21 protein-coding genes are annotated in these 23,204 nt (G+C 68.3%); 14 read left to right on the forward strand and 7 right to left on the reverse strand.

What is annotated here, in order from left to right; translation table 11 throughout:
• Positions 1-26: 26 nt before the first annotated feature.
• Positions 27-1,268 (reverse strand): glycoside hydrolase family 3 N-terminal domain-containing protein, encoded by a 1,242-nt coding sequence (locus ACZ6DT_RS08390; protein WP_465590663.1) that lies wholly within the window; start codon positions 1,266-1,268, stop codon positions 27-29.
• A gap of 268 nt (positions 1,269-1,536) precedes the next feature.
• Here ACZ6DT_RS08390 and ACZ6DT_RS08395 point away from each other — a divergent pair, with 268 nt between their 5' ends.
• Entirely contained in the window at positions 1,537-1,887 is a 351-nt protein-coding gene (locus ACZ6DT_RS08395) for an ArsR/SmtB family transcription factor (protein ID WP_465590665.1), read from the forward strand.
• Positions 1,888-1,916: 29 nt separating this feature from the next.
• Positions 1,917-2,981: a TIGR03086 family metal-binding protein gene (locus tag ACZ6DT_RS08400; RefSeq protein ID WP_465590668.1), complete on the forward strand. Its 1,065-nt coding sequence runs from the start codon at positions 1,917-1,919 to the stop codon at positions 2,979-2,981.
• Positions 2,982-2,987: 6 nt separating this feature from the next.
• Here ACZ6DT_RS08400 and ACZ6DT_RS08405 read toward each other — a convergent pair whose 3' ends face one another.
• Complete coding sequence (locus tag ACZ6DT_RS08405) at positions 2,988-3,470, reverse strand: MerR family transcriptional regulator (RefSeq protein ID WP_465590671.1); 483 nt, start codon at positions 3,468-3,470, stop codon at positions 2,988-2,990.
• Between ACZ6DT_RS08405 and ACZ6DT_RS08410 the strand changes: the two genes are divergently transcribed.
• Both ACZ6DT_RS08410 and ACZ6DT_RS08415 read left to right on the forward strand, forming a co-directional pair.
• Positions 3,469-4,560, forward strand: coding sequence for an alkene reductase (locus ACZ6DT_RS08410; protein ID WP_465590674.1), 1,092 nt, complete (start codon positions 3,469-3,471; stop codon positions 4,558-4,560). The two genes, ACZ6DT_RS08405 and ACZ6DT_RS08410, sit on opposite strands and share 2 nt — an antisense overlap.
• Before the next feature lie 28 nt (positions 4,561-4,588).
• Positions 4,589-5,914, forward strand: a complete 1,326-nt coding sequence (locus tag ACZ6DT_RS08415; RefSeq protein WP_465590677.1) for an amidase — start codon at positions 4,589-4,591, stop codon at positions 5,912-5,914.
• Between the two features lie 85 nt (positions 5,915-5,999).
• Here the strand turns inward: ACZ6DT_RS08415 and ACZ6DT_RS08420 are convergent, their stop codons facing one another.
• The 4 genes from ACZ6DT_RS08420 to ACZ6DT_RS08435 all read right to left on the reverse strand — a co-directional run bounded on the left by ACZ6DT_RS08420 (position 6,000) and on the right by ACZ6DT_RS08435 (position 11,498).
• Entirely contained in the window at positions 6,000-7,115 is a 1,116-nt protein-coding gene (locus ACZ6DT_RS08420) for a cell division protein DivIVA (protein ID WP_465590680.1), read from the reverse strand.
• Positions 7,116-7,233: 118 nt separating this feature from the next.
• On the reverse strand, positions 7,234-9,225 hold the full coding sequence (locus tag ACZ6DT_RS08425) for an SDR family oxidoreductase (RefSeq protein ID WP_465590683.1): 1,992 nt from the start codon (positions 9,223-9,225) through the stop codon (positions 7,234-7,236).
• A 100-nt stretch (positions 9,226-9,325) separates the two neighbouring features.
• Entirely contained in the window at positions 9,326-10,018 is a 693-nt protein-coding gene (locus ACZ6DT_RS08430; RefSeq protein ID WP_465590686.1) for a class F sortase, read from the reverse strand.
• 10 nt (positions 10,019-10,028) lie between these two features.
• Positions 10,029-11,498 (reverse strand): SpaA isopeptide-forming pilin-related protein, encoded by a 1,470-nt coding sequence (locus ACZ6DT_RS08435; RefSeq protein ID WP_465590689.1) that lies wholly within the window; start codon positions 11,496-11,498, stop codon positions 10,029-10,031.
• A gap of 315 nt (positions 11,499-11,813) precedes the next feature.
• Between ACZ6DT_RS08435 and ACZ6DT_RS08440 the strand changes: the two genes are divergently transcribed.
• The 5 genes from ACZ6DT_RS08440 (at position 11,814) to ACZ6DT_RS08460 (ending at position 15,928) form a co-directional block, all read left to right on the forward strand.
• The gene (locus ACZ6DT_RS08440) at positions 11,814-12,653 is read left to right on the forward strand and encodes a Bax inhibitor-1/YccA family protein (protein WP_465590692.1); all 840 of its coding nucleotides are present in this window, start codon (positions 11,814-11,816) and stop codon (positions 12,651-12,653) included.
• A gap of 73 nt (positions 12,654-12,726) precedes the next feature.
• Positions 12,727-13,239, forward strand: a complete 513-nt coding sequence (locus tag ACZ6DT_RS08445; RefSeq protein WP_465590695.1) for an LppU/SCO3897 family protein — start codon at positions 12,727-12,729, stop codon at positions 13,237-13,239.
• Between the two features lie 145 nt (positions 13,240-13,384).
• A complete protein-coding gene (locus ACZ6DT_RS08450; RefSeq protein WP_465590698.1) occupies positions 13,385-13,933 on the forward strand; it encodes an LppU/SCO3897 family protein in 549 nt (182 codons plus the stop codon).
• Positions 13,934-14,369: 436 nt separating this feature from the next.
• Entirely contained in the window at positions 14,370-15,638 is a 1,269-nt protein-coding gene (locus ACZ6DT_RS08455; RefSeq protein ID WP_465590701.1) for a YeeE/YedE family protein, read from the forward strand.
• Positions 15,639-15,751: 113 nt separating this feature from the next.
• A complete protein-coding gene (locus ACZ6DT_RS08460) occupies positions 15,752-15,928 on the forward strand; it encodes a hypothetical protein (RefSeq protein WP_465590704.1) in 177 nt (58 codons plus the stop codon).
• Positions 15,929-16,042: 114 nt separating this feature from the next.
• Here the strand turns inward: ACZ6DT_RS08460 and ACZ6DT_RS08465 are convergent, their stop codons facing one another.
• Complete coding sequence (locus ACZ6DT_RS08465) at positions 16,043-17,263, reverse strand: acetyl-CoA C-acetyltransferase (RefSeq protein ID WP_465590706.1); 1,221 nt, start codon at positions 17,261-17,263, stop codon at positions 16,043-16,045.
• A gap of 179 nt (positions 17,264-17,442) precedes the next feature.
• Here ACZ6DT_RS08465 and ACZ6DT_RS08470 point away from each other — a divergent pair, with 179 nt between their 5' ends.
• From ACZ6DT_RS08470 to ACZ6DT_RS08490, 5 genes are all read left to right on the forward strand, one after another.
• Entirely contained in the window at positions 17,443-18,813 is a 1,371-nt protein-coding gene (locus ACZ6DT_RS08470; RefSeq protein ID WP_465590713.1) for a cystathionine beta-synthase, read from the forward strand.
• A gap of 233 nt (positions 18,814-19,046) precedes the next feature.
• Positions 19,047-20,474 (forward strand): hypothetical protein, encoded by a 1,428-nt coding sequence (locus ACZ6DT_RS08475; protein ID WP_465590716.1) that lies wholly within the window; start codon positions 19,047-19,049, stop codon positions 20,472-20,474.
• A gap of 114 nt (positions 20,475-20,588) precedes the next feature.
• The gene (locus tag ACZ6DT_RS08480) at positions 20,589-21,158 is read left to right on the forward strand and encodes a hypothetical protein (RefSeq protein WP_465590718.1); all 570 of its coding nucleotides are present in this window, start codon (positions 20,589-20,591) and stop codon (positions 21,156-21,158) included.
• Positions 21,159-21,200: 42 nt separating this feature from the next.
• A complete protein-coding gene (locus ACZ6DT_RS08485; RefSeq protein ID WP_465590721.1) occupies positions 21,201-21,809 on the forward strand; it encodes a hypothetical protein in 609 nt (202 codons plus the stop codon).
• Between the two features lie 51 nt (positions 21,810-21,860).
• Positions 21,861-23,018: a cystathionine gamma-synthase gene (locus ACZ6DT_RS08490; RefSeq protein WP_465590723.1), complete on the forward strand. Its 1,158-nt coding sequence runs from the start codon at positions 21,861-21,863 to the stop codon at positions 23,016-23,018.
• Positions 23,019-23,204 lie beyond the last annotated feature (186 nt).

The following is a 23,204-nucleotide window of genomic DNA, read 5'->3' on the forward strand; positions in this document are numbered from 1 at the left end:
CGGGCCTGAGGTTAGGGCTGGGGCGGTCAGCCGCAGACGTGTTTCGCCGCCAGCACCCGGGTCACCGCTTCGTCGACCCGGGCGGCCGGGAGGTCGCCGGACGCAAGCGCTCGCTCCAGCGTGGCCAGCACCGTGCCGACGTTGCCTCCGGAAGACCACAACGCCTGATCCGCCCCTGCCTGCAAGGCCTTGAGCACGGCCGTCTGCAACGGGTACTGCGAGGTGATCGCCTTCATCGCTCCGAGATCGTCCGTGATCACCGGGCCGTCGAACGCGTAGTCCTTCCGCAGCAGCCGGTACGCCGGTGCCGACAGGGTCGACGGGGTGCCGCCGGTCAGATCGGGCACGTCCAGATGTCCGACCATGACGCCGATCTCGCCGTACTCGCCGATGTCGCGGTACGGCACCAGGTCGACCTTGCGCAGCGAGGCCAGCGGCGGTGTCCGCACCAGTCCCTTGTGGGAGTCCCCGGTGGCGTGCCCGTGCCCGGGGAAGTGCTTCAGCACCGGCTGCACCCCGGCGTCCCGCAGGCCTTGGGCGAACGCCAGGACGTACTTGCGCGCGACCTCCGGATCCGAGCCGAACGACCGGTCGCCGACGATGTCGCGGTCCGGCTGGTCGGTGATGTCCGCGTCGGGCGCGTAGTCCACGGTGACGCCACGAGCTCGCATCTGCCGCCCTCGCTCGGCGGCCTTCGTCCGGACCTGCGCCGGCGTCAAGGTCGAGGCCATCCTCCGGGCGCTCGGCATGTCGCCGTCGAGGGCGTCGATCCGCTGGACACGGCCGCCTTCCTCGTCGATCGCCACCGACACCGGGACCTTCGCGGCGCGCTGAACCTCGTCCAGCGCGTGATTCCGCAGCAGTGCCGTCTCGTTGCCGCCGAGGAAGATCCCGCCGACCTGCTGATCGCGCACCAGCTTCACCGCCGCCTGCGGGTCACCGGCGTTCACGCCGACCACCACCAGCTGGGCCAGTCGCTGCCGGGGGCTCATCCCGGCGACGACGGCTTCGCAGCGCGGAGCAGGCGCCTGCTCCGCCCTCGGTGACGGCGAGGGCGCGGGCTTGCCGGAGCTGGGCGGGCTCGATGCGACGCTGCTGCTTGGCGCAGGCACCGTCCCCGCCGGCTGCGCCGATCCCACCCGGTCGTCCGCCGTGCCGCACTGCACGCTGGTGAAGAGAACGGTGGCCGCTCCCAGGATGACGGCCGCCCACCGCTTCGTCGTCTTCGGTCGCCCGGAGTTCATCGGCTCGTTTCGTTCGTCGTCCATACCGGTATCGACGGTAACCCCAGTTGCCCTTCCATACGCGCTCGCATGACCTTTAGGGCCAGACCGACTCGGTCCCACCTCCTTCCTCTTTCGTGTTCTCCCTCGTCAGCCCGGGTTCGGACTTGACAACTCGATCTGCTCCGCCGTAGATTACCACATGGTTATGGAACCGCAAGGTTATCCATGGACATCGTGTCGACAGGTGCCGATCGTGAGAACTGGAACTCGTGAGAACGGCTCGAACTTATGAAACGGAAGGCGGGCGACCGTGACACAGGATCTGCTCGATGTCACCTTCGCGGCACTCGCCGACCCGACCCGCCGCGCGATCCTCGCTCGGCTCGCTCGCGGTGAGGCCACTGTGACGGAGTTGGCCGAGCCGTTCGCGATGAGCCAGCCCGCCATCTCCAAGCATCTGAAAGTGCTGGAGCGGGCGGGGCTGGTGGCAAGGGGGCGTGATGCTCAGCGCCGCCCTTGCCGGCTGGTGGCCCAACCGCTGAAGAACGCGAACGAATGGCTCGGCGGCTACCGCCGCCACTGGGACGAGACCTTCTCGCAGCTGGACCTCGTCCTGGACGAAGAAATGAAGCATCCGGAGCGCCGGGACGAGACCGATTGACCACCGCACGAGCGGAAAGGAACAGCACGATGGGACACGCTCTCAGCGTGACGAAATCCGGCGATCTCGAGATCGTCATGACGAGGTCCTTCGACGCGCCGAGGGCGTTGGTGTTCGACGCGTGGACCAAACCGGAGCTGGTGCGCCGCTGGTTCGGCCCGCGCGACTGGAAAGTCGTCGAATGCGAGATCGACCTGCGAGTCGGCGGAAGATGGCGCTATCGGCTGCGCCAACACGGCGGGACGGAGATGCTGTTGCAGGGCGTCTACCAGGAGGTCGACCGGCCGGAAAGGCTCGTCTCCCTCGAGACGAACGAGGACTGCGAGGCTTCGGAGGGTCAGGCCTTGGCGACGCTGACCTTGGTCGAACACGGCGGTGTCACCACGCTGACGCAGGTGGTGCGGTACGCCTCGAAGCGGATCCGGGACGCAGTGCTCGAATCCGGGATGGAGCGGGGTGTCGGTGAGGGCTTCGACAAGCTGGCCGAAGCCGTGGCCTCCGGAGAAGGCGGGAACACGATGAACGCCATCGCGGACCGTTACCGCGTCCGGGCCGACGCCTTCGAGAGCAAGGTCGCCGCTGTCGGAGGCGGGCAGTGGGAGAACAGGTCTCCCTGTGAAGAGTGGACTGCCAGGGATGTCGTCGGGCACATCGTCGACATGCACGGCGCGATGCTGCGTCCCTTCGGACGTGACCTCGGGTCGGCGCCCTCGCTCTCGGATGATCCGCTCGGCGCGTTCCGGACGGCTCGTGCCGATGTCGAAGCCATCCTCGTCGATCCCGTGCTCGCGGCCACGGAGCACGAGACACCGGCGGGGAAGATGACCGCCGAACAGCACATCGACCAGGTCGTCAGTGCCGACATGGTGGTCCACGGCTGGGATCTGGCCCGTGCCACCGGTCAGGACGACACGATCGATCCGGAGGAGGTCGCCAGGATTTGGCCCGGTGCGAAAGGGATCCCCGAACAGATGAGGATCCCCGGCGCTTTCGGGCCCGGCATCGTCGTCTTCGGCCCTGAAGTGAAGGTGCCCGAAGACGCACCCTTGCAGGACAGGCTGCTCGGACTGCTGGGCCGCGACCCGAACGCCTGATCCGGGTCAGACATGGATTCCACGGTGCCGCCGGTCGGGCCGGGAAGGAACCGGTACCTCGGCGGTACCGGTCCCCTTGGCCGCGGCCAGGACACGTTCCAGAACCGATAGAGAGGTGGTGAGCAAGGAGATCTGGTTCTGGATCCGAGTCTTGGCGATCTCCAGTTCGCCGGCCATTTCCGGCGAAGGCACCAAATGCGTGTGGTCCCCGGAAACACAGGGAAGGAGTTCCGCGATCTTGCCGCTGCACAGCCCGGCCGAATAGAAGAGCTGGATCTGCAGCACCCTGGCGACGTCGTCTTCGGTGTAGGTCCGGTAGCCGTTGTCGCAGCGATCGGGCCGCAGCAGGCCTTCCGTTTCGTAGTACCGCAACGAGCGGACGCTCACCCCGGTCCGCTTCGCCAATTCGCCGATCCGCATCGGTCCACAGTAGCCGCGGAAACCGAGGTTGACCGTGACGCCGGTGTCAGGGTTTAGCTTCGCGTCCATGAGGTTGTTCGAAGCGTTCCGCGGCACCGCGATCCAGTTGCCGAACCGCATCGCGATGGCCCCGATGACCCGGGGGCGTGCCGACGATGTCACAGGCGTGCCGCATCCGCGGACGGCCGAGTACCACGCGCAACGCGCGAGCGCCGGGTTGATCGTGAGCGAAGGCATCTGGGTCGACCAGACCGGCAAGAGTGGTCCGGGTATCCCAGGACTCGCGACGACAAGGCAGGCCGAGGCCTGGCGTGCGGTGACGGATGCCGTGCACGAGGAAGGCGGCCAGATTTTCGCGCAGCTTTGGCACGCGGGCCGCGTCAGTCATCCCGGCGTGATGGGCCGGACGCCGGTGGCGCCGTCGGCGGTCCGGCAGGCCGGGCGGATCTTCTCGGCCGACGGCTGGACGGACACGGTCGAACCGCGCGCGCTCGGCGAGGAGGAGATAGGCGAAGTCGTCCAGGACTTCGCCGCCGCGGCACGCCGTGCCATCGAGGCGGGATTCGACGGCGTGGAACTCCACGGTGCCAACGGTTACCTGATCCAGGAGTTCCTCGCCCGCAACACCAATCTCAGGGAGGACCGCTACGGCGGTTCGGTCGCCGCCCGGCTTCGTTTCCCTCTCGAGGTGGTGGCGGCCGTGACCGAGCGGATCGGTGCGGCCAGGGTCGCTCTGCGGATTTCGCCGGGCAACCCGGAGAACGACATCGTGGAAGACAATTGGAAGGAGGTGTACTCACGACTGCTCGAGGAACTACGCCGGTACGAGCTCGCATATCTGCACGTCATCGACACTCCTGACGCTGTGGCGTTGTCCCACCTGCGGCCGCTGTGGCGGGGGACGTTCGTCGCGAACCTGCGTTCCGAGGAACCGACCTCCCGGGACGAGGGTGAGTCCTTGCTCGCATCCGGTCTCGCCGACGTGGTCGCCTTTGGACGGCTGTTCATCGCGAACCCGGACCTACCCGCCCGGTTCGCTCTCGGTGCCCCGCTCGCTCGGGCCCACGACGTCTACTACGGCGCCAGGCTCGACGGCTACACCGACTTCCCGGCATACGAACCGGACTCGGCGAAATTCGCCTGTTCGGCGCGCAGCTGACCTTCGCCGACCGTTCTACAGTGCGGGAATGGTCAAGACGGCAGTGGAAATCGCGGCGGCTGTGCGCGCCAAGGCGCTCGATCCGGTCGAAGTGACACGAGAGGCGTTGGCCCGGATCGCGGCGGTCGACGGAGTGATCGGCGCGTTCCGCCGGGTCAGGGCCGGGGAGGCGCTCGCCGAGGCGGCCGCCATCGCCGAGCGAGCGGACCTGGCCGACCTGCCCTTGGCCGGGGTACCGGTCGCGGTCAAGGACGTCGCTTCGGTCGAGGGCGAATACGCCTCGTGGGGATCGCGTGCGGGTTCGTCGGCTCTGTCCACAGAGGACGGTGAGATAGCGCGGCGGCTACGGGCGGCCGGTGCGGTGATCGTCGGCCTGACGCGGGTGCCGGAGCTGTGCGTCTGGCCGTCGAGCGACGATCCGGACGGAGTCGCCCGCAATCCGCGCAATCCGGCCTACGCCGCGGGCGGTTCGTCCGGCGGGAGTGCCGCGGCCGTCGCGGCCGGGCTGGTGCCCATCGCGCACGGCACCGACGGTTTGGGCTCGATCCGGCTGCCGTCCGCTATGTGCGGGCTCGTCGGTCTCAAACCGGGTAAGGGTGTGGTCCGCGTACCGGGGGAGACCGGCTGGTTCGGCCTGTCCACACATGGCCCGATGACGACCACCGTGGCGGACGCGGCCGTGCTGATGTCGGTCCTCGCCGAAGAACCCGGCCTGGCGGACCTCACCGACCCGAAGCGGTCTCGCATCGCTCTGTCGACTCAGGTCCCGGTGACGAGGGCGCCTTTACCGCGCGCGTTCGGTCGAGCCGTCACGCGGGCCGGAGAGCTGTTCCGCGAGGCCGGGCACACCGTCGCGCCCGGAGCGCCCCGGTACAGCGCCGGAGCCGTCGGTGGCCTCTTCGCGCGCTGGGTCGCGGGCCCGGCCGAGCAGGCCGCGGACTTCGATCTCAGCGCGCTCCAGCCCCGGACGCGCACGCACGTCCGGCTTGGGCGGCTACTGGCCAAGCGTGTCCAGGACAGCACCCGCGAGCGCTGGCTGGAACGAACCGAAGAGTTCTTCGCCGACCACGACGTCCTGGTGACGCCCATGCTCGCGACCCTCCCGCTCAAGGCGCGCAGGTGGCACGAAGGCCGGTGGATCGCCAACGTCCTGCCGTCCGTACGCGTCGCGGGTTTCGCGGGCTTTTGGAATCTCGCCGGCTACCCGGCGATGTCGGTTCCGGTCGGCGTGCACCCTTCGGGCATCCCGGCCTGTGTTCAGCTCGTCGCCGCTCCCGGTGGGGAAGCGCTCCTCCTCGGCCTCGCCGCCCAGCTCGAAGCGGCCAACCCCTGGCCCCGCACCACCGCCTCCTGACAGCGTCCGAAAAGAGAGCAAGGGACCTTTGCTGTCGCTCTCCCAAAGAGAGTGACAGCAAAGGTCCCTTGCTACTTCGCGCAGGTCAGGAGCCGGTTTTGGCCGGTGACGGCTTCTGACCGTTCGTCTTCGGGCCGCTCTGGTCGTTCTGTCCGTTCTTCGGCGCAGCGGCGGCAGGCGCCGAAGAAGCGGGCTTGGCGGGAGCGGGTTTGGCGGGAGCCGGGGCCTTCGACGCGGGCGGCTCGGCGGGCTTGCCGGCCGGCTTCGTCTCCTCGGCCTTGCTGTCGCCGCCGACGAGCTTCGAAGCGTGCGGGATCACCGACTCCTCGGGCAGCGCCGCGAGTATCGCCTCGCTGCCCTTCAAGACCTCGTCGGCCTGCATCAGGCTCTTGCGGGCCTGCTCGCGGATCTCCGCCAGCCGCTCGACCTTCCGCTGGGCGGCGGTCGTGCGCTGGGCGGCGGAGGTCGTGGCCTCGTCGAGACGGCGCTTGGCCTCGGCCGTGGCCTCGTCGACGCGGCGCTTCGCCTCCGCGGTGGCCTCCGCGATCCGGCGTTCGGCCTGGTTCTTGCTGGCCGTCTGCTGGTCGGCGATGTGCTTCTCGTGCGCGGCGCGCTGAGCCGCGATCGTCTGGTCGAATTCGCGCTCGATCTTCCGGCGTTTGCGCTCGGCCTCGTTGTCCAGCAGTTCCCGGCGCTGGGCGGCCTCGACGGTCAGCCGCTGGACCTCGGCCCGCGTTTCGGCGAGCGCGGATTCGTGTTCGGAGTGCAGCGCGTCCGCCTGCTTGTCCAGCTCGGCGACGAGTCGCGTGTAGCGCTCACGGAGCTTTTTCGACGCCTCGCTCGAGGACGCCCAGTGCTTCTCGGCCGCGACCTCGGCACGCTTCGTGATCTCGGCCGCGCGCGCCTGAGCGAGCGTGACAGTGCGCTGCATTCGCTCGTCGAGGTCTTCGAGCCGCTCCGGTGGCTTCTTCAGCTCCTCGATCCTGGCGTTCAGCTTCGCCACCTCGTGGCGGACGGTTTCGAGTTCGCGGGTGGCCGAGGTCGCCTGCGCGATCGCGGCGTCGCGGTCGGTGATCACGCGATGCAGCTGGGCTTCGAGATGATCCAGGTACTGGCGCACTTCGTTCCGGTCGAAGCCGTGCCAGGCCTGGGTGTACTCGCGCCGCAGGGGCAACAGGCCGTTGTCTCGCTCGGGAACCATGGTCACGACGGTACCTGCGTACCCGGCGTCGCCGTTGCCAGGCTTCATGATTCACCGACGTGTGTCGGCTCTCAGCTGCGATCCCTCACCTGAACGGCCGCCACCCGTGTGCGCAGTGTCACCAATGGAAGCCGCGGCTGAGCCGGGCGAGGGCCATCGCCGCACGGGACAGATGCTGTTCGCCCTTCCCGATTTTGAGACCACCCTCACCGCCCGCGGCCGCGGAGTCCGGGAACACGCGGAAACCTTGGTAGGCCACGGCATCCGTGAGTCCCGGCGTGAGCGTGTACGCGAGCCCGATCGCCTGTCCGGCAGGCGTGCCGATGTGCTTCGGGCGTTCCTTCAGCGCCTTCATCACCATGGCCGCGGCCTGATCCGGGGATTTGGTCGGAAACGCGTCATAGATCTTCGTCGGCCGGATCATCGGCGTGCGCACGAGTGGCATGTGGATGGTCGTGAAGGTGATTCCGTCACCGTGCGTCTCGGTCGCGGCGATCCGCGAGAAATAGTCCAAAGCGGCCTTCGAAGCCGCATATGCCGAAAAGCGCGGTGCGATTCCCTGCACGCCGATCGACGAGACGTTGACGATATGCCCGAATTTCCGCTCGGACATATGCGGCAGTACCGCGAGGATCAGCCGCACCGCGCCGAAGTAGTTGATCGCCATCGCGCGTTCGTAGTCGTGGAACCGGTCGTACGACAGTTTGATCGAACGCCGGATCGAGCGGCCGGCGTTGTTCACGAGCATGTCGATCCGGCCGTGCTCGGCGAGCATCGCGTCGACGGCCTTGTGCACCGATTCCTCGTCGGTCAGGTCGGCCGGGTACACCGACGCCGTGCCGCCCGCGGCGATGATCTCGTCCCGCACTTCTTCGAGTTCGTGCCGGCGCCGCGCGACGAGCAGCGGCACCCCACCCGCGGCCGCCACCTTGATCGCGGTCGCCCGGCCGATGCCGGAAGACGCGCCGGTGATGATCACGCGGCGGCCGTCCAGTTCACCCCGCGGGCCGTGCTTGCGGGCACGGAACGGGTCGAGGTGCTCACGCCAGTAGCGCCACAGCGTGGGCGCGTAGTCCTCGATGCGGGGCACCTCGACGCCCGAGCCGATGAGTGCCTTGCGCGTCGACACCGACGAGAACACCGACGGGAACGCCATGGTCTCCAGCAACACCGGCGGGATGCCGAGCCGTTCCAGCACGGCGTCGCGCGCGATCGTGAAGCCGGGGATGTGCTCGCTCAGTTTCACCAGGTTGACGATGCCCTTGGACAAGCGGTCGTTGAGCCGCACGGAGATCGTCGGCGCGCCCGCCGCCTTCGCGAAGGCGTTGTAGACCGAGACGACCGGCTGGGGTTCCGGGTTGACCAGGTGGAACGCGCGCCCGTCGAGCCCCTTCGTGGTGACCAGAGCGTTCAGCGATTCGGCGACGTAGTCGACCGGGACGACGTTGGTGTCGCCGAGGTCGGGGCCGACGATCGGCACGTCGGGCAGCCCGGCGAGCCTGCTGATCGCGGGGAACAGGTAGTACGGGCCGTCGATCTTGTCCATCTCGCCGGTCTCGGAGTCCCCGACGACGATCGCGGGCCGGTACACCCGCCACGGCACGTCCTGCTGTTCGCGCACGAGGCGCTCCGCCTCGAACTTCGTGCGGTGGTACGGCGTGACGAGCCGCTGGCCGACGTCGAACATCTCCTCGGTGAACATGCCCTCGTGGTCACCGGCGACGGCGACCGAGGACACGTGGTGCAGACAGCCAGCGTTCAGTTGGGCGGCGAGCGCGATCATCTGCGCGGTGCCTTCGACGTTGGCCTTGATGCTGGCTTCGTCGTCGGCGGTGAGGTCGTAAAGGGCGGCGAGGTGCACGACGTGATCGACGTCGCGAAGCAGCTCTCGATCCTCTTCGCCGACGCCGAGCAGTGGCTCGCCGAGGTCACCGGTAACCAGGGTGACGCGTTCAGGATGCGGCCAGGCGTTCACGAGTTTCGCGAGTTTGTCCCGTGAGGACGCGCGGACGACGAGCGCGACCTTCTCGACGTTCTCCCTGGTGAGCAGCAGCCGGGTGAAGTGGCGTCCGATCAGTCCGGTCGCCCCGGTCACCAGAAAAGTCGCCATGTGCTTCACCTTTCACCGTGCTCGCCCGCGTCCACCGGCATTCTGCTGCATGACGACGGCAAGGACCAGCACGGCACCTGATGAAGTTACTCGCGGGTAACTAGGCCGGGTCGGCGATGACGACCCGGTTCTCGGCGTAGCCGGTTTCCCCGCCGACCCAGCGGCCGCCGCAGGTCACGAGGACTATCCGATGTGGACCGGACTGGCCGAACAGCTCGTTCGCCCGCTGCGGCAGTTCGTTCTTCTTCAACGTGATCAGCTGGGAGACCTTGTACCGCCTGGATTTCCCGGTTTTGTCGACCACGGTGACGGCGCCGCCGATCCGCTCGGTCCACAGCTCCGCGAACGGACCCGTCGAGCCCTTCCAGTTCACGTGGCCGGCGAACACGCTCGCGCCGGTGGCCGCGCTCAGTTCGGCACCCCACCAGGTCACCTCGCCGAGATTCTCCGGTACCGGAAGCTCCGCGCCCGGTCCGAGTTCCTTCCGCACGAGTTTCGCCGCGCCGCCCGCGGGCAGCTGGATCGTCCCCGGCCCCTGGAGTTTCGGAGCCTCGGGTTGTTTCGAGGACGACGACGGCGGCGGAGCGGCCGTCGGCGTCGTGGGAACGATTTCCGGTGGAGGCGGCACCTCCTGCTGCGCGGGCGCGGCCGGGGCACCGCCCGAGACGGCGGCGGAGACGGGCTGAGCCGTCCCCGCCACCACGGTCGTCGGCGGCCAGATGATCAAGGCCGCGACGAGGTCCGCGCACAGGACCGTGACGGCTCCCAGTGCGAACCCACGTCGTACTGACATTCCCGAATCCTTAGCGTCGCGAAGACCGCCGCGCGGCCACGCCCACCATCAGCGAACCGAGCAGCGCGAGCGCGCCGACGCCGAGGATCCCGGCGGTCGACGCCGAGTTCTCGACGGTGCCCTGCATCATCGCCACCGGCCGGTCACCGGCGGGGATGGTGCGCGGTACCTCGTTGGGCGTGTTGGCGACCTTGAGCGCCAGCGTCTCACCCGGCTTGAGCTCGCCGCAGGCGGACGGCGGATCCTTCGGGTCGAACGCGTTCGTGTAACCCGGCGGCGCGCTGACCTCGACCACGCAGATCTCCTGCGGGGTCCGCAGGTTCTCCACGGTGACCGTGCCGTTCTCGCCCTCGGTGGTGACGACGGCGGGTTTGCCGTCGGCGCCGTTCAGCGGCTTGCCGTCGTGGCCGACGGCGGCGGTGGCCTTGTCCTTGGCGGTGATCCGCAGCGCGGCGCCGGCGATGCCCTTGCCGGTCTTCGCGTCGACCTTGGTCACCTGGACCTTGCCCGGCTTCGAGACGACCGCGACACCCTGGGCCTTCAGTTCCTTCTCACCACCGGTCGACACGACATTCTGCACGCCGGTCTTGACGGGGAACTGCACGTACGGCCGGTCCGCGGGGGCGGACAGCGAGCTGGACAGCTTCGGCTGGTCGCCGGTCGGCGTCACCTTGACCGTGATGGTGCCGTCCTCGCCGGTCTTCACCGTGGTGGCCTTCGCGGCCTTGGCGTTCGAGGTCGACGCGGGCTTCGTGCTCTCGCCGCTTTCGACGGTCGCGTTCGACGGCGTGAGCAGCACCGGCACGCCGGAGACGCCCTTGCCCTTGGCGTTCTTGACGCTGATCGTCCACTCGTCCGCGGTGCCGATGTGCTGGTCTTCCTTCGGCGGGGCGATCGCGGTGGTCCACGGGCCGCGGTTGGTCTCGGCGTCCTTGGTCAGCTTCTCGACGGCTGTGGCGGCTTCGGGGAACTGCGCCTTCAGCTTGGCGAAATGACTTGGCGCGTCGTAGCCGATCTCGTCCGCTGGCCGGTCCGGCTTGAGGTCGTCGGTGGTACGAGGTTTCGAGGTCCACGAGTGCAGCAGGTGCGCGAGCGCGGCGGCCTCGGCGTTGTCCTTGGTGCCGCCGTAACGGAGCAGCAGGTAGGAGATGTTGGCGGCGGTGTCCTCGGGGAGCTTCGCGCCCCACTTGTCGAGAAGTTCGTCACCGGGCTTGTACTTCTCTTCCGTGCCCGGCGCCTTCATCTGGAAGCTGACGCAGAACACGTGCTTGCCGTTGACGACGTAGGAACCGAGCCAGTCCTTCTTCGGTTCGACGTCCTTGTAGGGCTGGCCGGGCGTGACCCCGAAGCCGACGCCTTCGTTATCGGCGGCTGAAGCCGGTGTCGCCGCGACGGTGGCGGATAAGGCGCCGAGCAGGCACGTAGCGATCAGGCTGGTCAAGGCGCGCGAACGCACGCTCGGGCGTGTGGTCCACCCCATGGTGTGTTGACTCCTTTGGCCGTGCTCTGCCTTCGACGCCTTTACGTCGACGCAGGTCACACGATCGATAGGTTCCCCGACACGCCTTCGGTGTTTATCCGAACACGCACCGTGGAGAGTGGCGTGTGATCAGCGGTTTTGGCAATAGGGCATCAGGTGGGGTATCGGTGAACGGTCGGTGATCTCCGCCGCATACGGTGTGGGGGATGGGCCTCGCGCCGAATGTGAGTAAAGTCGTCTTTACTTCGACGGGAACCGGGCGGCCCACGCGGTCGTTGAACCCGATGCAGGTGCCAGTAGATCCAGGAGGATCAGGTGCGATCCAGTAGCAACCCGGCGTTCCGGAACCTGCCGCGTGGCGCGGCGGAGAACGGACCCAACGTAGGCTTCAACCAACCCCAGGGCGGCGTGCCCGGCTACGGCCCTCCGCAGACTTCCGCGGGTGCCGGCGACCGTCCGATGACCGTCGACGACGTCGTCATCAAGACGGCGCTGAGCCTCGGCACCGCGCTGGTGACCGGTGTGCTCACCGCGATCTGGGCGATCAGCCAGATCCCGATGTCGGCGTCCGGCAAGATCCTGGGCATCCCCGGTGCCGTGATCGGCGCGCTCGTCGGCTCGATGATCGTCGGCCTCGTGATTTCGCTGGTGATCATCTTCAAGAAGATGCCGAGTGGCCCGCTCACGCTGGCGTACTCGGCCGTCGAGGGTGTCTTCCTCGGTGCGATCAGCGGTCTGTTCGAGGCGCTGTACCCCGGTATCGCGCTGCAGGCGATCGTCGGCACCGCCGGTGTCTTCATCGCGATGCTGGTCGTCTACAAGACGGGTGCCGTCAAGGTCACCCCGAAGTTGACGAAGTGGATCATCGGCGCCGTGGTCGGCGTGGCGATCATGATGCTGGTCAACCTCGTCACCAGCCTCTTCTTCGGTTTCAACCCGCTGCGTGACGGCGGTCCGATCGCGATCATCTTCAGCCTCGTGGTGATCGGTGTCGCGGCGTTCAGCTTCCTGCTCGACTTCGACCAGGCCGACCGGATGATCCGCGAAGGCACGCCCTCGAAGTGGTCCTGGTACGTCGCCTTCGGCCTGATGACCACGCTGGTCTGGCTGTACCTCGAGATCCTGCGGTTGCTGTCGTACTTCCAAAACGACTGACCGGAGTCTCTCCGCGAAGGGCGCCCCGAGCGATCGGGGCGCCCTTTTCCGTGGTGGCGAATACCCTGCTGGCATGACCGAACACAGGCGTTCCAAATGGTTCTGGGTGGGCATCCTGGTGCCGGTCGCGATCGTCGTGCTCAGCGCGTCTTCGTGGATCATCGGTTATCTCTCCGACACGGACGACGTCCAGGCGGGCGACTGCTACGCGGTCACCACGTTCGGCGACGTCGATGAGGATCCGGCCAGGGCGGACTGTGGCTCGATCGAGGCCAACACGAAGGCGGGGGCGAAGACCGACGCCGGCGGAGCGTGCCCGGCGGGGGAGTACGACCAGCTCACCGTCGACAAGACGTTCGCCTCGTACAAGCTCTGCGTGATGCTCAACGCGAAGCAGGGCGACTGCCTTGAGAACTTCCTCGCCGACAGCGTGGCCTACCAGAAGGTTCCCTGCTCGGACCCCGCGCGGGACGCGGAGGTCCTGAAAGTGGTCGACGGTGTCGTGACCTGTGACGACACGGAAGCGACGCATCTCAAGAGTTACTCGACACCGCCTTCGACGGTCTGTGTGAAGAGCACCAAATAGCGGTCTCGACCAGCTGATTTCACCCGTCCGGGGGACCCGCTTCAGGTCGTTGATCGCGTTGAGTGTTGGATACCGAGGTTCTCATTCCTCTTCGCAACTGTGAGGTTTCTCGGTGACCACTTCCCAGCCGGCCCCTGGGGGCCAAATGCCGGTGGGACAGCCCGACGCTTTCGGTCAGCCGGAAGCGCCCAAAAAGTCCAAGCTCGGCTGGCTTCGCTTCGCCATCCCGGTGCTCGTCGTCGTGATCGGCGGCGGTTTCTTCCTGTTCAACCACTTCACCGGGACGAGCAACGCCCAGGCCGGTGACTGCCTCAGCGTGACCGAGTTCTCCCGGACGGCCGACGAGCCGAAGAAGGCCGATTGCGGCGCGCAGGAGGCGAACGTCAAGATCGCCGCTCGCGTGGGTGGCGACGAGGCCTGTCCGGAGGGCGACTACGACAGCATCTCGATGTCCGGCCGGATCTCGTACAAGCTGTGCCTGATCGTCAACGCCAAGCAGGGCGACTGCCTCAAGGGCTTCGTCTCGCAGACCGCGGGCTACCAGAAGGTGTCCTGCACCGATCCCGCGAAGGACGCGGAATTGGTGAAGGTCGCCGGGGTCGTGGATCAGGCGTCCTGTGAGGGCACCGAAGCCACGAAGGTGGCGACGTACTCGACGCCGCCGACCACGCTCTGCATCAAGACGGCGGAGTAACCACAAGCACGTGAAGGCCCCTTTCTTCGGTTCAGCCGAGGGCCCCGGCAAAGTCGCATAACCGTTGGTCGAGTGGGTGTTGTGGTGACAGAGGCGGGCTCGTCACAGTGGCCTGGCACCTTCTCGACTGTCCACACGGGACACTTCCGGGGAGTGCCCGAGTCGACCCTGTCATCCGCACCCCTTCGGATGTCCAGTTCGACTCACCAAGAGCGCCACCGGCCAGCGGCTATGCGACTTTGCCGGGACCCTCGGCTCAGCCGAGGGAAAGGGGCCTTCGCGCGTTCTGGGGGAGCAAGGGACCTTGGGTATCGCCGCCACCGTCCGGCCCCGCACGCGCCGTCATTCGTCGCACAGTGTGGGACGGGCTGCGACCGGACGGTCCCCGGTTCTAACGTTGCTCGTCCCCCACCCCGCCGATCGACCTGGAGCCCTGGTGGCGACGACAGAAACCCAAGCCGGCGAGAAGAAGCTCCTCGACTTCCCGACCTCCTGCGCCGCCCCGGTCCCGCGACCGGAGGGGCCGGTCAAGATCGTGCCGCTGGCGGTCGCGGGCGCCCTCGCGATCGGACTGACCTGGTACGTGTGGGCGGCGCACGGGGCGAAGTTCGGTGTCCTGCTCATCCTCGGCCTCCTGCTCGGGCTCGCGCTCTTCCACTCCCGTTTCGGTTTCACCTCGGCCTGGCGCCAGCTGATCGCGGTCGGGAACGGCCAGGGGCTGCGGGCGCACACGCTGTTGCTCGGTACGGCCGCGACGTTGATCGCGCTGATCGTGGGCACCGGCTCCGGTCTCTTCGGCAGCACGCCGAACCCGACCGCGGGCGGGCTGGGACTCGCGCTGTTCGCCGGCGCGACGATCTTCGCCATCGGTATGCAGTTGGGCGGTGCGTGTGCGTCGGGAACGTTGTTCGCGGTCGGATCCGGGCAGTCGACGATCGTGCTGACCCTCGGCGGGTTCATCACCGGCTCCGTCCTCTACACGTGGGCGTATCCGCTGCTGTCGGGCTGGCCCGAGTTCAAGGGCGTCCTGCTCGCCGACCACGTCGGCTGGTTCGGTTCGTGGGCGATCACCGTCGCCGTCCTCGCCGCGATCGTCCTGGGAACGCGGTTCGTGCAGAAGCGCCGCAACCCGCCGCCGGTCGACGTCGTCCCGACCGCGCGTGGTTTCGCCCGGATCTATCGCGGCTCTTGGCCGATACTTGTCGGCGCCGTCGTTCTCGGGGTGCTCGCGGGTGCCGTCTTCCTGGTGTCCGGCGGGATCTGGGGGGTGACGAGCGCGTTCAGCCTGTGGGGCGCCAAGATCCTGCAGGTGTTCGGCCTGCATCCGGAAACCTGGGAATTCTGGCGGCTCAAGGCGAACGCGGCTTCGCTGGCCGGTCCGATCTGGAAGGACAAGAACAGCCTCACCGACATCGGCATCATGATCGGCGCGGGAATCGCGGCCGCGGCCGCGGGCGCGTGGAAGATCCACAGCTCGATCCCGTGGCGGACCGCCGTCGCCGCGGTGCTCGGCGGGATCCTGATGGGTGTCGGCGCGCGGATGGCGGGTGGCTGCAACATCGGCGCCTACCTCGGCGGTATCTCGGTCGGCAGCCTGCACGGCTGGCTGTGGGGAGTGTTCGCGCTCGGTGGCACCTGGATCGGGCTCAAGCTGCGACCGCTGTTCGGACTCGGCAACCCGGTTCCGACGGACAGCGTCTGCTGATCACTCTTCTTGACAACCTGTAGGCGGCTCTGCCCTTTCGGCCCGTATGCGGGGAAAACGTTGCTGGCCGGGAAGTTCGGCGTACGACCGCGCAGGGGCAGCCGGCCAGGGTGATGAACCCGGCGACGCACGAAGCGGCTTCGGGGCTGACCGCGGACGCGTTCTCGACGAAGTTCCTGTGGTCGTTGATCCTGCTCGCGCTGTGCCTGATCCCGGCGGTGTTCCTGCCGAAGACCAAGTTCGCGCCGCCGGAGGGCGCGGCCGACGACGAGGTCCTGCGGCGCGGGTGATCATGACCCACCAGGCCCGGCCCGAAAAGGAGCAAGGGACCTTTGCTATCGCTTCTCTCGACGTCGAGACAAACGGTAGCAAAGGTCCCTTGCTCTCTTTCGCAGGTCAGAGGGTCAGGAGAGGCGCTCCAGGACCATCGCCATGCCCTGGCCTCCGCCGACGCACATGGTCTCGAGGCCGAACTGCTTGTCGTGGTGCCGCAGCGAGTTGATCAGCGTGGAGGTGATCCGCGCGCCGGTCATGCCGAACGGGTGGCCGACGGCGATCGCGCCGCCGTTGACGTTCAGCCGGTCGAGGTCGATCCCGAGGTCCTTGTAGGACGGGATGACCTGCGCGGCGAACGCCTCGTTGATCTCGACGAGGTCGATGTCGCCGATCGACATCCCGGCGCGCGCGAGCGCCCGCTTCGACGCCTCGACCGGGCCGTAGCCCATGATCTCCGGCGACAGCCCGGAAACACCGGTCGAGACGACGCGGGCGAGCGGCGTCAGACCCAGCTCGCGAGCCTTGGTGTCGGACATGATGATCACGGCGGCGGCGCCGTCGTTGAGCGCGCAGCAGTTGCCCGCCGTGATTCGCCCGTCGGGGCGGAAGACCGGCTTGAGACCGGAGACGCCTTCGAGGGTGACGCCGGCGCGCGGGCCGTCGTCCTTCGAGACCACGGTGCCGTCCGGCAGGGTCACCGGGGTGATGTCGTCGGCCCAGAAGCCGTCCGCGATGGCCTTCTCGGCGAGGTTCTGCGAGCGGACGCCGAACTCGTCCATCTCCTCACGCGACACGTTCTTCAGTCGCGCCAGGTTTTCGGCGGTCTGGCCCATCGCGATGTAGACGTCCGGCAGGGCGCCGTTCTCGCGCGGGTCGGTCCAGCTGTCGGCGCCTTCGGCCGCGACCTGCGCGGTGCGGGCCTCGGCGTCGGAGAACAGCGGGTTGTGCGTGTTCGGCCACGAGTCCGAGCTGCCGTTGGCGAAGCGGGACACGGTCTCGACACCGGCGGAGATGAACACGTCACCTTCGCCTGCCTTGATCGCGTGCAGCGCCATGCGGGTGGTCTGGAGGCTGGAGGAGCAGTACCGCGTGACCGTGCAGCCGGGCAGGTGGTCGTAGCCGAGTTCGACGGCGACCGCGCGGCCCATGTTGAAACCCTGCTCGCCACCGGGGAGACCACAGCCCAGCATGAGGTCTTCGATCTGCGTCGGGTCGAGTTCGGGGACCTTGTCGAGCGCGGCGCGGACCATCTGCGCGGTGAGGTCGTCGGGGCGGATGCTCACCAGCGATCCCTTGCCGGCGCGGCCGATCGGGGATCGGGCGGTGGAGACGATGACGGCTTCGGGCATGGAACGACACTCCCTTGTTTTCGATCCAGATGCGCTAAGCGGTTGCTCACCTCACATCCTCCACCGGAGGGAGGTGCGGGTCAAAGGCGAACGCGATCCACGCCACTCCTCTCGACTGCGCTTTTCACCCCGCCCGGTTGAGTGGGCACAGCACGACCGGCGGCGTTTAGGCTGTCGGAGTGGAATACGTCGAGCACATCGTGGACCTCGTGGGCAACACCCCTCTGGTCAAGCTGAACGCGCTGGCCGAGGGGCTGCAACCGCTCATCCTGGCCAAGGTCGAGTACGTCAACCCCGGCGGCAGCGTCAAGGACCGCATCGCGCTGCGGATGATCGAAGCCGCGGAGCTTTCGGGGGCGCTGAAGCCCGGCGGCACGATCGTCGAGCCGACGTCCGGCAACACCGGCGTCGGGCTGGCCATGGTGGCGCAGCGCAAGGGGTACAAATGCGTGTTCGTCTGCCCGGACAAGGTCAGCGAGGACAAGCGCAACGTGCTCAAGGCCTACGGTGCCCGCGTCGTGGTCTGCCCGACCGCGGTGGCGCCGGAGCACCCGGACTCCTACTACAACGTCTCCGATCGCCTCGTCCGCGAGATCGAGGGCGCCTGGAAGCCGAACCAGTACGCCAACCCGGAGAACCCCGCCAGCCACTACCACTCGACCGGCCCCGAACTCTGGCGCCAGACCGAAGGCAAGATCACGCACTTCGTCGCGGGCGTCGGCACGGGCGGCACGATCTCGGGCACCGGCAGGTACCTCAAGGAGGTCAGTGACGGCCGCGTCCAGGTCATCGGCGCGGACCCCGAAGGTTCGGTGTACTCCGGCGGGACCGGGCGCCCGTACCTCGTCGAGGGCGTCGGTGAGGACTTCTGGCCGGACACCTACGACCGGGAGATCGCCGACCGGATCATCGCGGTGTCGGACGCGAACTCCTTCGACATCACCCGCCGACTCGCGCTCGAAGAGGGACTCCTCGTCGGCGGCTCGTGCGGGATGGCCGTCGCCGCCGCGCTCAAGCTCGCGGAGGGCCTCGGCCCGGACGACGTCGTCGTCGTGCTCCTGCCCGACGGCGGCCGCGGTTACCTCACCAAGGTGTTCAACGACGACTGGATGTCCTCCTACGGTTTCCTGCCGCCGGACTCCAGCGGCGCCACCGTCGGCGACGTCCTGATGAAGAAGAGCGGCTCGCTGCCCAGCCTCGTGCACAGCCACCCGAACGAGACGGTCGCCGAAGCGGTGGCGATCCTTTCCGAGTTCGGCGTCAGCCAGATGCCCGTGGTCAGCGCGGAACCGCCGGTCATGGCGGCCGAAGTCGTCGGCGCGGTCAACGAACGCGACCTGCTCGAAGCGCTCTTCACCGGCAAGGCCCAGTTGGCCGACCGGCTCGAGCAACATATGTCGCCGCCGTTGCCTACCATCGGCGCCGGTGAACAGGTGGGCGCGGCGATGAACGCGCTCTCGGGCGCGGACGGCGCGTTGGTGCTGGTCGACGGCAAGCCGGCGGGGGTCGTCACCCGGCACGACCTGCTCGCGTTTCTCGCGGGGCGGTAAAGAGGCATTTCATCGGCTGGTCGGGCCGGGGCGTTACGAGCGGCCCACCCGGCTATCCGATAGCGTGTCGGGTGAGTTGAACTTTTATGTCCTCGTCAAGGGGGTTCAAGACCCAAATGAGTGCTCCGCAGCCACCGAATCAGCCTTGGGGTGGCGCCCAGCCACCGCAGGGACCCCCGAGTGGCCCCCAGCCGCAGCAAGACAACCCGTTCGGTTCCCCGGAACCGACCCAGGTGGTGCAGCCCGGCCAGCCGCCCCAGCCCGACTATGGGCAACCGCAGTACGGGCAGCAGCCCTCCTACGAGCAGCCCCAGGGTGGCGGGTTCGGCGACACGCCGGAGCCCACACAGGTCGTGCAGCCGGCCCAGCCCGGTTCCGGCGACGCGAACGCGACCCAGGTCGTGCAGCCGGTGAGCGGCGGCGGGGAGTCCCCCACCGCCGAGTCCACCCAGCTCGTGCCGCCGGGTTCGCAGCCGCCCGCCATCCCGTACGCCCCGCCGCCGAGCGCGGCCGACAACCCGGCCGCCGGTGCCTACGGCGCCCAGGGTGGCGGTTTCGGTCAGCAGCAGGGCTTCGGCGGGCCTCAGCAGGGCGGGTTCGATCCGTCGCAGGGTCAGCAGCAGCCCGGTTTCGGCCAGCCGCAGCAGGGCTTCGGCGGACCGCCCCAGGGCGGCTTCGGCCAGCAGCCCGGTTTCGGCGGACCGCCGCAGGGCTACGGCCCCGCCGCCGGTGGTGGTGCCGGCGGGAACCCGCTGTTCGGGTTCATCGCCGGTGGCCTCGTCGGCCTTCTCGGTCTTCTCGCGCTCATCTTCACCTTCGTCTACTTCGGTGACGCGAGCGACTACTCCGAAGGCGTCGACAGCCAGTCCTCCAAGATGGGCGAAGAGGCCGTCAACAAGGTTCTCGACCAGTTCGGCCTGGCTTCGCCCGGCACCGTCTGGCTCTACGTGATCCTGCTGCTGGTCGCTTCGATCGTCGCGACGGCGGCCGGCGCCGGTCTCGCGCTGGCGGGCAAGCTCCCGGCCTCGCTCAAGAAGATCGTGCCGATCGCGGTCACCGTGGGCGGCGCGCTGCTGCTCCTCTTCGGCATCCTGCTCCTCGGCGCCACGACCGCGTCGGGCGATGGCGTCCCGAGCGAGGTCAGCATCGGCATCGGCCTGCCGCACCTGATCTTCGGCGTCCTGATCCTGATCGTGGGTGTGCTGGGCCTGATCCCGGCGACCGCCCAGTTCGTCGGTCTCGGTGGCGGCGGCTCGGCGCTCGGTGCTCCGCAGAGCGGCCGGCCCGGTGGTTTCGGCGGCCCGCCGCAGGGTGGCCAGGGTGGCTTCGGCCAGCCGGGTCAGCCCGGTCAGTACGGCCAGTCGCAGCCGGGCCAGTACGGCCAGCCGCAGCCGGGTCAGTACGGTCAGCCCGGCCAGGCCGGTCCGCCTTCGGGTGATTTCCCGCAGCAGGGGCAGCCTGGTGGTTACGGGCAGCAGCCGGGCCAGCAGGGCCCGCCCAGCGGTGGGTTCGGCCAGCCCGGTCAGTCGCCGCAGGGTGGCTACGGCCAGCCTCCGCAGCAGCACGGCGGTTTCGGTCAGCAGCCCGGTCAGCAGGGGCCGCCCGGCGGCGGGTACGGCCAGCCAGGCCAACAGCCCGGTCAGCCGCCGCAGCAGTGGTGATCAATCACCACTGAACGGTTTCGCTCAGGACGCCCCCGGCCCGTCGGCCGGGGGCGTCCCGCGTTTCCGGATTCGCCTGCCGCGGCCAGGTCCGCGGGGCTAGGGTGAGCGCCGTTGACTCACCCCCTGGCCGACGGGAGCGACGTGACCGGTCCGTACGGATATCCCGCACAGCAGCCCGGGCCGGCAGGTTTCGGCTATCCCGCGCAGCAGGCCCGGCCCTCCGGTGCGACGGCGATCATCGCCGCGGTGTTCGGGCTCCTCGGGGCTCTCGCGTCCGGCTTCATCCCGATCCGCTACTTCATCGAACTCCCGTCGGGCTTCAGCCTCTCGAACCTGCCCGGCTTCGCGCTCGTCGAGCTGGTGCTCTACCTGCTCGCCGCGTTGTTCCTGCTGATCGGCGCGCTGACGACGTTCTTCCGTTCGGTGATCGGCGCCGTCCTGCTGATCCTCGGCTCACTGCTCGCCATCGTGGCCGTCGTGCTGGAGCCGATCGCGTTCCGCGTGCCGTACCGGATCCACCTCGACATCCTGCTCCGGTTCGCGACCCTCGACGGCGTTCTCCGCCTGGCCATGATCGTGTTCGGCCTTCTGGCGCTACTGTTGGCGATCCTTCCGCCGACGTGGAAGTACTTGCGGCGGCGGCCTGCCCCGGTCCAGCCTTATCGGCTTCCGGGCCGATAGTCCGGACGGCCGGACGAGGCGAGGGTTTCGACAAGGGGAGAAATGACTTATCAGCAGTACCCGCCGCAGGGCGGCTATCCGCCACCGGGGGCCTATCCGCCGCCGGGAACGGCGCGGCAGCCGAGCGGTGCCACCGGGATGATCGCCGGAATCCTCGCGATCCTCGGCGGACTCTGGTTTCTCGCCGGACTCGCGTTCCACGTGATCGAACTCGTCGATTTCGCGGTTTCGTTCCTCGTGGTCGGCGCGGTGCTCGACCTCCTCTCCGCGGCTCTGCTCTTGAGCGGCGGGATCCTGCTGCTCCTGCGCAAGAAAGCCGGGCGAGTGCTCACCGCGATCGGAGCCGGGGCCACGATCGTTCTCTTGGCCTTGGTCTTCCTGCTACGGGCGATCAGCTCGCAGTTCTACTTCTCGTACAGCGGAATGACCCTGCACTACGGCGTCGGTTGGCTCCTCATCGTGGTGCTGATCCCGGCGATCGCGACCTTCCTGCTGGCGTTGATCCCGCCGACGGCGCGCTGGCTGGCGGCCAAGAAACAGCCGATCGTCGCCGTGCCGCCGCCGAACTTCGGATATCCGCCCCCGCGGCCCGGCCATCCGCCCGCTCCCGGTGCCCAGCAGCAAGGTGGCCCGCCACCCGGGCAATGGTGAATTCGATCCCAGACCATGGGATCTCGAGCGAGTGGTCGTACCCTGGACCATATGGCCGACGATTACTCTCTGCTGGGCTTCGAGACACGCGCGATCCACGCCGGGCAGACCCCTGATCCCCGGACCGGCGCGGTCATCGTGCCGATCTATCAGACCTCGACTTACGCGCAGGACGGCGTCGGCGGCACGCGCGAAGGCGACTACGAGTACTCCCGCACCGCGAACCCCACGCGCACCGCGCTGGAGGTCGCGCTCGCGGCGCTCGAAGGCGCACGGCACGGTCTGGCCTACGCGTCGGGGATGGCGGCCAGTGACGTCCTGCTGCGGGCGACCCTGCGGCCCGGTGACCACCTCGTGCTCGGCAACGACGCGTACGGCGGCACGTTCCGGCTGATCGACAAGGTGCTCAGCCTGTGGGGTGTCGAGCACACGGTCGCCGACCTCGGCGACATCGCCGAGGTCCGCGCGGCGATCCGCCCGGAGACGAAGCTGATCTGGTGCGAGTCGCCGACGAACCCGATGCTGGGGATCGCCGACATCGCCGCGCTGGCCGAGGTCGCGCACGGCGCCGACGCCCGCCTGGTCGTCGACAACACCTTCGCCACCCCGTACCTGCAGACCCCGCTTTCGCTGGGTGCGGACGTCGTCCTGCATTCGACGACCAAGTATCTCGGCGGGCACTCCGACGTCGTCGGCGGCGCGATCCTGACGAACGAGGACGAACTGCGCGAGCAGCTGTTCTACCTGCGCAACGCGGCGGGCGCGGTGCCCGGCCCGTTCGACGCGTGGCTGACCCTGCGCGGGATCAAGACCCTCGCGCTGCGGATGGAGCGGCACAGCGACAACGCCGAACTGATCGCCCGGATGCTGCTGAAGCACCCGAAGGTCGAGCGTGTCTACTACCCGGGCCTGCCGGAGCACCCCGGCCACGAGGTCGCCTCGAAGCAGATGCGGCGCTTCGGCGGGATGATCTCGTTCACCCACATCGACGGCGAGCAGGCCGCGCTCGACGTCGCGTCGAAGACGAAGCTGTTCATTCTCGCCGAGTCGCTGGGCGGGATCGAATCGCTCATCGAGCACCCGGGCCGGATGACGCACGCGAGCACCGCCGGGTCCACCCTGCAGGTACCGGACAACCTGGTGCGCCTCTCCGTCGGCATCGAGGACGGCAGCGACCTGGTCGACGATCTGGTCAAGGCCCTGGCCTGACCGCCGCCGAGCCCAGGCGATAGCAAGGGACCCTTGCTATCGTTAGCGTACCCACGCTAACTATTGAGGGTTACGCAAAGATGGCGGGTCACGAGGGAGCGCTCGCGGCCGTGAGGCGACGGTGTTGGGGGAAAAACAGCCCTGAGCGTCGGGGGGTGCGAAAAGGGGTTTTTCGCCCCCCCCCCC

The organism is Amycolatopsis sp. NPDC041971 (genome assembly GCF_055588925.1).